At 55.0% G+C, this 11,762-nt stretch carries 8 protein-coding genes and 1 pseudogene; 4 read left to right on the top strand and 5 right to left on the bottom strand.

Annotation, left to right across the window (positions count from 1 at the left end):
- Positions 1-2 precede the first annotated feature (2 nt).
- Complete coding sequence (gene betI / locus EL098_RS11015; RefSeq protein WP_126356256.1) at positions 3-596, bottom strand: transcriptional regulator BetI; 594 nt, start codon at positions 594-596, stop codon at positions 3-5.
- 291 nt (positions 597-887) lie between these two features.
- Here betI and EL098_RS11010 point away from each other — a divergent pair.
- Positions 888-2,931, top strand: a pseudogene (locus EL098_RS11010) (choline transporter).
- Positions 2,932-2,934: 3 nt separating this feature from the next.
- Here EL098_RS11010 and EL098_RS11005 read toward each other — a convergent pair.
- Positions 2,935-3,888: a GlxA family transcriptional regulator gene (locus EL098_RS11005; protein WP_126356255.1), complete on the bottom strand. Its 954-nt coding sequence runs from the start codon at positions 3,886-3,888 to the stop codon at positions 2,935-2,937.
- Between the two features lie 113 nt (positions 3,889-4,001).
- Between EL098_RS11005 and EL098_RS11000 the strand changes: the two genes are divergently transcribed.
- On the top strand, positions 4,002-4,643 hold the full coding sequence (locus tag EL098_RS11000; RefSeq protein ID WP_126356254.1) for an HD domain-containing protein: 642 nt from the start codon (positions 4,002-4,004) through the stop codon (positions 4,641-4,643).
- Positions 4,644-5,060: 417 nt separating this feature from the next.
- Here EL098_RS11000 and EL098_RS10995 read toward each other — a convergent pair whose 3' ends face one another.
- Positions 5,061-5,873 (bottom strand): arylamine N-acetyltransferase family protein, encoded by an 813-nt coding sequence (locus EL098_RS10995; RefSeq protein WP_126356253.1) that lies wholly within the window; start codon positions 5,871-5,873, stop codon positions 5,061-5,063.
- Positions 5,874-6,099: 226 nt separating this feature from the next.
- Here EL098_RS10995 and EL098_RS10990 point away from each other — a divergent pair, with 226 nt between their 5' ends.
- On the top strand, positions 6,100-7,179 hold the full coding sequence (locus EL098_RS10990) for a LacI family DNA-binding transcriptional regulator (protein WP_126356252.1): 1,080 nt from the start codon (positions 6,100-6,102) through the stop codon (positions 7,177-7,179).
- A gap of 110 nt (positions 7,180-7,289) precedes the next feature.
- The gene (locus EL098_RS10985; RefSeq protein WP_126356251.1) at positions 7,290-10,361 is read left to right on the top strand and encodes a beta-galactosidase; all 3,072 of its coding nucleotides are present in this window, start codon (positions 7,290-7,292) and stop codon (positions 10,359-10,361) included.
- 36 nt (positions 10,362-10,397) lie between these two features.
- Here EL098_RS10985 and EL098_RS10980 read toward each other — a convergent pair whose 3' ends face one another.
- Together EL098_RS10980 and EL098_RS10975 are read right to left on the bottom strand one after the other, a co-directional pair.
- Positions 10,398-10,748 (bottom strand): MmcQ/YjbR family DNA-binding protein, encoded by a 351-nt coding sequence (locus tag EL098_RS10980; protein WP_126356250.1) that lies wholly within the window; start codon positions 10,746-10,748, stop codon positions 10,398-10,400.
- A gap of 38 nt (positions 10,749-10,786) precedes the next feature.
- The gene (locus EL098_RS10975) at positions 10,787-11,689 is read right to left on the bottom strand and encodes a DMT family transporter (RefSeq protein ID WP_126356249.1); all 903 of its coding nucleotides are present in this window, start codon (positions 11,687-11,689) and stop codon (positions 10,787-10,789) included.
- Positions 11,690-11,762 lie beyond the last annotated feature (73 nt).

Here is an 11,762-nt window from a genome sequence, read left to right as displayed (position 1 = left end):
AATTACGTTTTCACCGCAGCAAGATGCTGGCTGATAAATTGCGTGGTCAGCACGCTCGCCGCTTCGCGGTCGAAGGGTTTGCCGCTTAAGGCCGCTCGTAACCACAGGCCGTCTATCAGAGCCGCCAGGCCATAGCCCGCAAGCCTGGCTTCCTGTTTTGGCAGCTCGCGCCTGAATTCGGCGGTGAGCGTCGACAGCAGACGGCGGCTGCTGACCTGCTGCAGGCGGTACAGCATCGGCTGATGCATGCTGCTGGCCCAGAAGGCCAGCCACGCCTTCATTGCTGCGCTGTGCGTCTGGGTGTCATCAAAGTTTCCCTCAACGATCGCGCTCAGCCTCCGGGAGGCTGAAGCCCCCGGCAAAGCTTTTAATCGGCCCACGACGGCATCGCGAAGCTGGGTTGTTACGTCGCGCATGGTGGCTTCCAGCAGGCCGTTCTTATCCTGGAAGTAATGGCTGATGATGCCGGTTGAAACTCCGGCCCGACGGGCGATTTGCGCCACCGTTGCATCGTGCATCCCCACTTCATTTATGGCGTTCAGGGTGGCGTCAATCAGCTGCCGCCGCCGTATCGGCTGCATCCCTTTCTTCGGCATCGTCTCACTCCATTCATCAGTTATGATTATCTATTTAAGCTTTTATTGATTGAACGTTCAATATAAAATGTGTATTAATTGTTACGCAAAGGCGAGAAAACAACGTATTATTCGTAACTGACACATTAACAAGGCGAGGTTTAATTGATTTATTTCAATAAATTAGTCATAAGAACTTTTTAAAAACCCAATAATCATTATGGATTTGTTAAAAAACAATTTCACCTGCATTCAGAAGATAAACTTAACTGCTCATATGAGTAGTCACCGTTACTTAACCAGAGGTAATCGATGACGAAGCCCGTTACTGCTCCTGCTTCCAGCGAAAAAGACAAAATCAACCCGGTGGTGTTCTATACCTCCGCCGGGCTGATTTTGTTATTTTCCCTGATGACCATTTTTTACAGCGATCTCTCCGCCAGACTGATCGGCCACGCGCTAAGCTGGGTCTCCTCCCGCTTCGGCTGGTATTACCTGCTTGCGGCTACGCTCTACATCGTGTTTGTGATCTTTATCGCCTGCTCCCGCTTTGGCTCCATCAAGCTCGGCCCGGAGCAGTCCAAACCCGAGTTCAGCGTACTGAGCTGGGCCGCGATGCTGTTTGCCGCCGGGATAGGCATCGACCTTATGTTCTTCTCGGTTGCCGAGCCGGTCACGCAATATATGCAGCCGCCGGAAGGGGCCGGACAAACCATGGAGGCCGCACGCCAGGCCATGGTCTGGACCCTGTTCCACTACGGCCTGACAGGCTGGTCGATGTATGCCCTGATGGGGATCGCGCTGGGCTACTTCAGCTATCGCTATAACCTGCCGCTGACGATTCGCTCGGCGCTATACCCTATTTTTGGTAAAAGGATCAACGGCCCGATTGGCCATACGGTTGATATTGCCGCCGTCATCGGTACGATCTTCGGGATTGCCACGACGCTGGGCATCGGCGTCGTGCAGCTCAACTATGGGCTGAACGTACTGTTTGATATCCCTGACAGTCTTGGCGCCAAAGCGGCCTTGATCGTACTTTCGGTGATTATCGCCACTATTTCTGTCACCTCTGGCGTTGATAAAGGCATCCGAATCCTTTCCGAGCTGAACGTGGCCTTGGCCCTGGGGCTTATCCTGTTCGTGCTGTTTATGGGCAATACCGAGTTCCTGCTGAACGCGCTGGTGCTGAACGTGGGGGGATTACATCAACCGCTTTATGGGCATGACGCTGAACAGCTTCGCCTTCGATCGCCCGGTGGAATGGATGAACAACTGGACCCTGTTCTTCTGGGCCTGGTGGGTGGCGTGGTCGCCGTTTGTCGGCCTCTTCCTGGCGCGTATTTCCCGCGGACGCACCATCCGTGAGTTTGTGTTGGGCACGCTTATCATTCCGTTTACCTTTACCCTGCTGTGGCTTTCGGTGTTCGGCAATAGCGCGCTGTATGAAATCATCCACGGCGACGGCACCTTTGCCCGGGAGGCGATGGCACATCCTGAGCGCGGCTTCTACAGCCTGCTGGCGCAGTATCCTGGCTTTACCTTCAGTGCTTCGGTGGCCACCATTACCGGGCTGCTGTTCTACGTCACCTCGGCGGACTCCGGCGCGCTGGTGCTGGGGAACTTCACCTCTAAGCTGAAGGACATCAACAGCGATGCGCCCAACTGGCTGCGTATTTTCTGGTCCATTGCTATCGGCCTGCTGACCATGGGCATGCTGATGACCAACGGCATTTCCGCGCTGCAGAACATGACCGTCATTATGGGACTGCCGTTCAGCTTTGTTATCTTCTTTGTGATGGCCGGGCTGTATAAATCCCTCAAGATAGAAGATTATCGCCGCGTCAGCGCCAGCCGTGACACTGCGCCATATATGATGACCGCCCAGGATCGTCTGGGCTGGAAAAAGCGCCTGTCGCGACTGATGAACTACCCGGGTACACGCTATACCCAGAAGATGATGGACACCATTTGCTACCCGGCGATGCAGGAGGTTTCTCAGGAGCTGGAACTGCGTGGCGCCAGGGTGGAGCTCTCCATCGAGCCGCCGCTAGCGGATGAAAAACTGGGGCACCTTGAGCTGCGGGTTCATATGGGCGACGAGCAAAACTTTGTCTACCAGATCTGGCCGCAGAAATATTCGGTACCGGGCTTTACCTACCGCGCCCGCAGCGGTAAATCGACCTATTACCGGCTGGAGACCTTCCTGCTCGAGGGCAGCCAGGGCAACGATCTGATGGACTACAGCAAAGAGCAGGTGATCATCGATATCCTTGACCAGTACGAGCGTCACCTGAACTTTATCCACCTGCATCGCGAGGCGCCGGGCAACAGCATTACCTTCCCGAACGTCTGACGACTAGCAGATCTTCCTGTACGCGGCGGGCGTAATGCCTGTTCTACGCACAAACGCCCGCCGCAGCGTGTCCACTCCGGAGAACCCGCTGGCGGCGGCAATCGCCTTCACCGGCAGTTCGCCGGACTCCAGCAGCTGCCTCGCCCTTGCCACCTTTTCGGCCTCAAGCCATTCCCCCGGCGTTACCTGAAGTTCATGATGAAACAATCGCGTTAAATGCCGTACGCTGAGGTGAATATGCGCGGCCATCTGCTGCACCGTTGTCACCTCTGAGATATTGGCTATCGTCCAGCGCTGGAGATCCTGGAGCGCGCTTCGCCCGCTGAGCGAAGTTTTTTGTTCCCGGATAAAGTGATTTTGGTTTACGGGTCGCTTAAAGAACATCACCAGATTTGCCGCAACGTCCTGGGCTACTTCGCGCCCCAGATCCTCTTCCACCAGCCGCAGGGCAAGATCTAATCCTGAGGTCACGCCCGCAGCCGTTCGTAACGGGCCATCCATAACGTACAGCGCGTCGGCGGTCACTTCCGTGTCAGGGTAACGCGCCGTTAAAAGTGCGGAAGCAGACCAGTGGGTTGTCACTTTCCTGCCGTTTAACAGACCCGTTTGCGCAAGTAAAAGTGCGCCGGTGCAGACCGAACCGAATCGGCGGCTCTGCTCGCAAAGCGCGATCGTTTGCTGGCACTGCTCATCACTAAGCATTCTTTCTCCGGCATCTGGCGCTCCGGCGACCAGGAACGTCGTCTCCCTGCCGGCAGTGGCTGCTGCAAGCAGCTCGTCTGCCAGTAGCTTGACCCCGGAAGAGGCCACGATCGTCGGCGCATCAAGGCCAATAATTCGTGGCGAATAAACCTCTCGATGCAGCACGCGGTTAGCCTCGGCAAAAACGTCCAGCGGACCGGAAACATCAAGCAGCTGCACGCCTGGAACTGCAAGGATAAGGATTTGATGCGCCATTCTTCTCTCCAGGTCGCTAAGTGCAGCAGATGTCCATAATCGTCACAAAGTGATCATTTAAGACATTTCAACGGTGGCCTATGCTACTCCAACACACCAGTGAGGAGAAAGAGATGAGCTTAAAAATTAACGGCATTGTTATTCCGGACACCAAAATGGCGCGCGAAGCCACGCAGCTGGTACGAGACACCGAGTCCGATCTGCTGTTCCACCACTCCAGCCGCGTTTACTACTGGGCCGCACTTGCCGGGCAGCGCCGCCAGCTGAAGGTCGATCACGAGCTGCTGTACATCGGCTGTATGTTCCACGATATGGGTCTGACCCACGACCACTGCAGCTGCGACAGGCGTTTTGAAGTGGACGGCGCTTTTGCCGCACAGGATTTTATGCGCCAGTACGGCGTGAAGCAGGAAGAGATCGACAAAGTGTGGACGGCGATTGCGCTGCATACCACGCCCGGCATTCCTGAGTTTATGGCACCGGAAATTGCCCTGGTAACGGCCGGCGTAGAGATGGATGTGCTGGGGATTGATTATGAGAAATTCAGCGACGAGCAGCGTGAACAGGTAGTGAAGCAGCACCCGCGACCGGCAGCGTTTAAAGAGGAGATTATCCAGGCATTTTACGACGGGATTAAAAACAAACCTGCCACCACGTTTGGCAACGTGAAGGCCGATGTTATCAGGGATAAGGAGCCAGCGTTCGAGCCGCTGAATTTCTGCACTATTATTCGCGCTTCCCGCTGGGCTGGCTAAAAAACCTCAGGTGGGTGGCGTTAGCGTCACCTGCCCTGAACTGCGGCGATAGTATCAAGCCCGGTACCCGGCTGCGGGTCGTGAGCGAAAGCGCCAATAACCATAAGTGAAAGTACGATTGCCAGAAAGATGTTTTTCATAACGTTTGTAAGCCGCTGCGCCATGCTGATGAGAACCGCCGCTATGCTAAAAGAAAAAGGCTCAAATTGATAAAGGAAATTTTCAAAGTAATGTCAATTTCTGAATATTCCTCAGATTATTCCGTCTTTCGCCCTTTCATCGGCGTTAAAACAAGATATATCCACCATCAACGCGCGTAGTGGTGTTATTTAATTTGGCTTTTTGGCGCGGATACTTACGATCGCTGCGGATCGCCGCCGCTCGCTGGTACGAGCTGCGGCGCTTGTGGAGAAGGCCTCAGGCAGGTTTTATGACATCAATTCGCTCAAGCATGGCGGCGAACTCATCAAGGCTGATGCCATAGCGAGGATGGTCCAAGCGCAAGCAGAAGTTCTTCTGCAGCAGCTCATACACCTGTTTAGCGTTATCAAATACCGGTGCGTTTTCCCCTGCGCTGTAGAGCGTATTCTTCTCTCCATTGGCCAGGTAAAGGCTTAGCGTCAGGCAAGAACGGAAATGGGATTCAGGCCACGTGGAAACATAGTGGTTTCCTGCTTCGTAATCGGAGTGGTACTGAGGCTCTAAATTGAAACGATAAAGATTAATGACCTTATCGCTGCCGTGGAATTTAAGCAGCCAGTCATGTTCAATTCTTTCCAGACTGTAAACGCCATGCGTAGTCTGCTGCAGCTCTTCTTCAACCAGGCGAACCGGCTCCGGCAGCGTTTTACCGCCAAAACCAACGTCGGCAATCCACTCCTGCCCGTCGATGCGCACTTTTGTGAGGCGATGCGTTCTGGCCGGCATTTGCGGGGGATTAGCCAGCAGTACACGAGCCGCTAAATTCTCTACCTCAAATCCCAGCTCAGCGAGCACGTTACGAAACAGGCCATTTTGCTCAAAGCACCAGCCGCCTCGCCCCCCCACGACCAGCTTTTCGAAAACGCTGTCGTCGTCGATATGGATTGTTCTACGAAGAAGAACATCAAGATTCTCAAACGGAATAGCGCAGGTATGCGCCAGGTGCAGCGCACGCAGAGTTTCTATCGTTGCGGTACGCGGTCCCTGGTAGTGAATGCGCCTGAAGTAACGCTCCAGATCTAATGCCATTTTTGCCGATTCCTTGCTGCTAATGAATGGCGTCACTATAAAGGCGCGACCGAATGAGCAGATGATCGTTAGTGCTCTACAGCTTGCCGTTTCTGCTCAGCACCTTATACAGCTGTGGTAGCGCCACAACTCGACACACCCTACAGTTTGTACATAATTCTCTCCCGGATTAAGCGTTAAGTGTAGAATAGCCGCCCTACCTGCGCCTGCGAGAAGGAAGCCTGCAATGAAAGCAAAATCTGTGACACTGTACGATGTGGCTGACTCGGCGGGCGTTTCCTATCAGACCGTGTCCCGCGTGATTAATCAGGCTTCACACGTTTCAGAGAAGACCCGGCAAAAAGTTGAAGGCGCGATGAAAGCCCTTAACTACGTGCCGAATCGCGTTGCACAGCAGCTGGCGGGAAAACTTAGCCAGACGCTTGGCCTTGCCACAACCACGCTTTCCCTTCATGCCCCCTCGCAGATTGCCTCCGCGATCAAGTCCAGAGCGGGAGAGCGCCAGTTCGACGTCATGATTTCGATGGTCGGGCAGCCCGGCGCTGAAGCAGCAATAACCGCCGTTAACAGCCTGCTCGCGCAGCGTGTTGACGGGCTGATTGTGAATATCCCGCTGGAAAGGGAGCATGTTGAGGCCGTACAGGCCACCTGCGGCAACGTTCCTGTGTTGTTCCTGGATGTCTCACCAACGGTTGCGGCTAACCATATCGTGACCGACGCAGAATCAGGCGCGCGCCTCGGCGTGGATCATCTTGTTGTGCTGGGTCATCGCCATATTGCCCTGCTGGCTGGGCCAGAAAACTCGGTTTCCGCCCGGCTGAGACTTGAGGGCTGGCGGCGCTCGCTGGCGCAGCATCAGCTTGCTCCTTTTGCTTTGATGCGCGGTGACTGGAGCTCTCTTTCAGGCTACCAGCAGGTTAGCCTGCTTTTGCACAGTGGCACGCAGCCAGAAGCGATCCTCGTGGCTAACGACCAGATGGCGCTGGGTGCGCTTCGCGCCATCAATGAAGCCGGGCTTTGCGTGCCGCAGGACATCTCTGTTATTGGCTTTGATGATACTGAGGACAGCGCCTGTTTTATTCCCCCGCTAACGACCATCCGGCAGGATTTCAGGCAGCTCGGCGAAGCGAGCGTGGACGGCATCATAAAGCTCATTCATCATGAAGAAAAACTAACAGTGCTGCAGCCGGTAAGCCTCGTGGAGCGCAAAACGACCGCAACTCCGGGCGGCTCAGCGCCCCTTAATGCCGCCGAGCTGGCCGAAAAACTCTCGCACCTTGCTCGCCAGGTTTCGCGCCTGAAATAACGCTCTGGATTGTTTGTGAACCCCATCACCGAAAACGGCGTGAGCGCTTTACTCCCTGGGGGTTATCGTTAAATTGTGAGCGGATAACATCCATCACAGGCGCGCACTTCATGACCCGTACTCCACCTTCACTTCACGCAACGCTTGCCCGACGCGACTGGGAATCCCCTGCCACCCCTCAGCTAAATGCCCTCGCCGCGCACCCGCCGTTTGCCAGCTGGCGTTCGCTGGAGGAAGCCAGGGATGATAATGGCTCATCGTCACTGCAGAGCCTTAACGGTGAGTGGGCGTTTTGCTATTTCGACCGCCCCGAGGCCGTGCCAGAGAGCTGGTTAACGCAGGATCTCCCCGGAGCAGAAACGATTGATGTTCCTTCGAACTGGCAAATCTCTGGCTATGACGCGCCCATTTATACCAATATCGCTTACCCAATTCCGGTTAACCCGCCCTTTGTGCCGAAAGAAAACCCCACGGGCTGTTATTCGCTCACATTTGAGGTCAAAGAGACCTGGCTAACAGCAGGGCAAACACGCATTATTTTTGATGGAGTCAACTCCGCCTTTCATCTCTGGTGCAATGGCGTCTGGATTGGCTACGCCCAGGACAGCCGGCTGCCCTCAGAGTTCGACCTCAGCGCTGCGCTGAAGGCCGGCAGCAATCGTATTGCGGTGATGGTGCTGCGCTGGAGTGACGGTACCTATCTGGAAGATCAGGATATGTGGCGGATGAGCGGGATCTTCCGGGATGTCTCGCTGCTGCATAAGCCGGATACACGCATCGCCGATGTGCAATTAATCACCGGGCTTAACGAAGATTTTTCACGGGGCGAACTGCAGGCTTTAGTGATCCTTGAAGGCCAGGCTCTTTTTGACTGCGAGATCCTGGTCCAGCTCTGGCACGGGGAGACGCTTCTGCTGGAAAAACAGCAGCCGGTCGGCAGCCAAACCATTGACGAACGTGGCGCGTATCACGACCGCACGACCTTGTATCTCCCCGTTGCAGCACCCCTGCTGTGGAGCGCAGAAGTGCCAAACCTCTATCGTGCCGTCGTTGCCCTGAAAAAACATGACGGACTTGTTGAAGCCGAAGGATATGACGTCGGGTTCCGTAAAGTGGAGGTTAGCGGCGGGCTGCTGAGGCTTAACGGAAAAGCGCTGCTGCTGCGCGGCGCCAACCGCCACGAGCACCATCCGGTCAACGGCCAGGTGATGGATGAGGAAACAATGCGACGCGATATTGAGCTGATGAAGCAGAACAACTTCAATGCCGTGCGTTGCTCCCACTACCCTAACCACCCGCTATGGTATCGGCTATGCGATCGCTATGGCCTGTATGTTGTTGATGAGGCCAATATTGAAACCCACGGCATGGTGCCGATGAATCGCCTGAGCGACGATCCGCGCTGGCTCCCGGCCATGGCTGAGCGCGTCACCCGCATGGTACAGCGCGACCGTAACCATCCGTCCATTATTATCTGGTCGTTGGGCAACGAGTCCGGCCACGGCAGCAACCACGACGCGCTCTACCGCTGGATTAAATCTAACGACCCGGGACGCCCCGTGCAGTATGAAGGCGGCGGCGCAAATACGGCGGCAACCGACATTGTTTGCCCGATGTATGCCCGGGTGGACCAGGATCAGCCCTTTCCGCAGGTGCCCAAATGGTCAATTAAGAAATGGATTGGGCTGCCGGAAGAGCACCGCCCGCTTATCCTGTGCGAATATGCCCACGCGATGGGCAACAGCTTCGGCGGCTTTAGCAAATATTGGGCGGCGTTTCGCCAGCACCCGCGCCTGCAGGGCGGTTTTGTCTGGGACTGGGTCGATCAGTCGCTGATCAAGCATGACGAAAACGGCCAGCCCTGGTCCGCGTACGGCGGTGATTTTGGCGATACCCCTAACGACCGACAGTTTTGCATGAACGGCCTGCTCTTTGCAGACCGCACGCCGCACCCAGCTTTGTATGAAGCGAAGCAGGCGCAGCAGTTTTTCCAGTTCCGCCTGCGGCCCGAAAACCAGCTGGAAGTCACCAGCGAATACCTGTTTCGCCATAGCGATAACGAACGACTGGTCTGGACATTAAAATGCGACGGCGATGTGCTGGCCAGAGACGAACTCACCCTTTACCTTGCGCCTGAAGAAACTCGCGTGCTTCAGCTGGCACTGCCGGAGGTAACCCGCTACGGCCAGGTATGGCTTCATGTCGAAGTGCAGCAAATCGCGGCAACGCCATGGAGCGATGCCGGGCATCGCTCTGCTCAGGCGCAATGGCAGCTGCCATCGGGATTAGCGCTACCTGAACTCGGCCCTTCCGGCTCAGCGCCTTTGCTGAAAATGGACGACAGGCATGTAGACGTGTTCCACGGCGATCAACACTGGCGCTTCGAACGCCGTAGAGGCCTGTTAAGCCAGTGGTTTAACCATCAGCGCCCTACGCTTCTCACGCCGCTGCAGGATAACTTCACCCGTGCGCCGCTGGATAACGATATTGGAGTCAGCGAGGCCGCGCATATCGATCCAAACGCCTGGGTCGAACGATGGAAGGCCGCAGGTATGTACAACCTGACGCCCGTTCTGCTGGGCTTTGACGCAGACTCTTTGAGCAATGCCGTGCTGATTCGTACCGTCCACGGCTGGCAAAACAATGGCAAAACGCTATTTATCAGCCGCAAGAGCTACCGCATTGATAGCGAGGGCGAGCTGCACATCATGGTAGACGTGGAGATTGCGGCCGGCACGCCAACTCCAGCGCGTATTGGCCTCAGTTGCCAGCTTGCAGATCTGGAATCTGAGGTCAGCTGGTTTGGCCGCGGACCACATGAAAACTATCCGGACCGAAAAAGCTCGGCGCTGATTGACCGGTGGACGCTACCGCTTGCAGAGATGTACACGCCTTACGTTTTCCCGAGTGAAAATGGACTGCGCTGTGACACTATACGCCTTGAGTACGGCAGTAATCAGTGGCTCGGCGAGTTTCACTTCAATATCAGCCGCTACAGCCAGAAGCAGCTCCATGAGGTTACTCATCGACATTTATTGAAAGAAGAGGCAGGAAGCTGGCTGAATATCGACGGATATCATATGGGCGTCGGCGGTGACGATTCGTGGAGCCCGAGCGTTTCTCCAGAGTTTCTACTCTCCGCGCCCCACTATCACTACGCGCTCAGCTGGAAGAAAAGGTAGATAAGAAAGCCGCCTGCATAACAGGCGGCAAAGATTTTAACGCGTCAGGCTAAAACTTTCGTCGATCAGCCCCAGTATCAATTCGTCCGGCACCTTTGCAAGTAACACCGTCACCCAATGTTCTTTATTCATGTGGTATGCCGGTAAAATACCGGGCTGCATACGCAAAGATCCTACTGCGCCTGGCATGACTTTGACATTCAAAATATCCACGACCTCATCGCTGTCCAGCCCAAGCTTCGCGGCTGAAATGCTCAGCACAACGCCAAACCACTTGCGCTTATAGCGATGCCGCAGCACGGCATAGTCTTTAAACTTGTCCCATGGGTAGTCCGGCTCGACCTGATACCGGTCAAATACCGCAGTGAACAGCGCTTCTCGTTGCATCGTTTTTCCTTAAAAGCATACGCAGTTGGGCACCGGGGTTAACTTTTTGCGGTTAGCTGTTTCTTGTCGGGGCTTATCACCAGCCAGACGGAGAAACAAACGATGGCCGCGCCGATGATAAACGCTTCGCTAATGGTTTCATGCAAAATGAGGTAACCCCACAGCACGCCAAACGGCGGGATGAGAAAAGTCACCGTGAGGCTGCGTAACGGCCCGATATCGGCAATCAGGCGGAAGTAAAAAATATAGGCTACGGCGGTACAGAGGATCCCCAGACCCAGCACGCTGAGCCAGACATAGCCCTGCAGCCAGTTTACTGCCGGGCCGGTCGCCACGCTCCAGGCAAAAAACGGTAACAGGAAAAGAGTGGCGCCGACCTGGCTGCCGAATGCGACGATTTTAGGGTCAAGCCCGCCTTTATTGGAGATCCAGCGGCGGGTTAAAAAGCCGGCCACCCCGTAGCAACTCGTGGCGACCAGACAGGCAATAATCCCGGCGATCTTCTCCTCGTTGGAGTGTGCATCCCCGACCGAAGTAATCACCATTATCCCTGCCAGGCCTGACACTACGCCCAGCCATTTTCGTGCCGTTAATTTTTCACTAAAGAAAGAAAATCCAATAATGGCCCCCATTAGCGGCGTGGTTGCGTTTAAAATAGCGGAGTACCCTGCCGGTAGCCATTTTGCAGCCAGACAATACATAAAAAAAGGCAGCCCGGAATTAATCGCGCCTAGAATAAGTGCTGAACGGAATTTACCCTCAAAACGAAAAGAAGATCTCAGGGTGAAAAGAATCACCGCCAGCCCTACAAAACCAAAAAACACCCTTAAAAAGGCCGTGTTTACCGCACCGAATTCGGGCGCTGCTATTTTCATAAACAGGAAGCTGGCTCCCCACACAGCGGCAAGAAATAACAGCCTGATATAATCTGACACACGCATGCCTTCACCCTTCCCCATATAATAAACGCTCGTTTATCATTTTGTTCGCTTGCACACACTAAGCCAGCAAAAC

This window comes from Cedecea lapagei (assembly GCF_900635955.1).
In the GTDB taxonomy this organism is placed as follows: domain Bacteria; phylum Pseudomonadota; class Gammaproteobacteria; order Enterobacterales; family Enterobacteriaceae; genus Cedecea; species Cedecea lapagei.
The sequence above is the reverse complement of the archived record's forward strand: the minus strand, read 5'-3'. Positions and strand labels throughout refer to the sequence as shown.

Excerpts from the sequence above, each read along its gene's own strand:
- EL098_RS10990 (WP_126356252.1), top strand. The coding sequence starts at position 6,100 with ATGAAAGCAAAATCTGTGACACTGTACGATGTGGCTGACTCGGCGGGC.
- betI (WP_126356256.1), bottom strand. The coding sequence starts at position 596 with ATGCCGAAGAAAGGGATGCAGCCGATACGGCGGCGGCAGCTGATTGAC.
- EL098_RS10975 (WP_126356249.1), bottom strand. The coding sequence starts at position 11,689 with ATGCGTGTGTCAGATTATATCAGGCTGTTATTTCTTGCCGCTGTGTGG.
- EL098_RS10995 (WP_126356253.1), bottom strand. The coding sequence starts at position 5,873 with ATGGCATTAGATCTGGAGCGTTACTTCAGGCGCATTCACTACCAGGGA.
- EL098_RS11005 (WP_126356255.1), bottom strand. The coding sequence starts at position 3,888 with ATGGCGCATCAAATCCTTATCCTTGCAGTTCCAGGCGTGCAGCTGCTT.
- EL098_RS10985 (WP_126356251.1), top strand. The coding sequence starts at position 7,290 with ATGACCCGTACTCCACCTTCACTTCACGCAACGCTTGCCCGACGCGAC.
- EL098_RS11000 (WP_126356254.1), top strand. The coding sequence starts at position 4,002 with ATGAGCTTAAAAATTAACGGCATTGTTATTCCGGACACCAAAATGGCG.
- EL098_RS10980 (WP_126356250.1), bottom strand. The coding sequence starts at position 10,748 with ATGCAACGAGAAGCGCTGTTCACTGCGGTATTTGACCGGTATCAGGTC.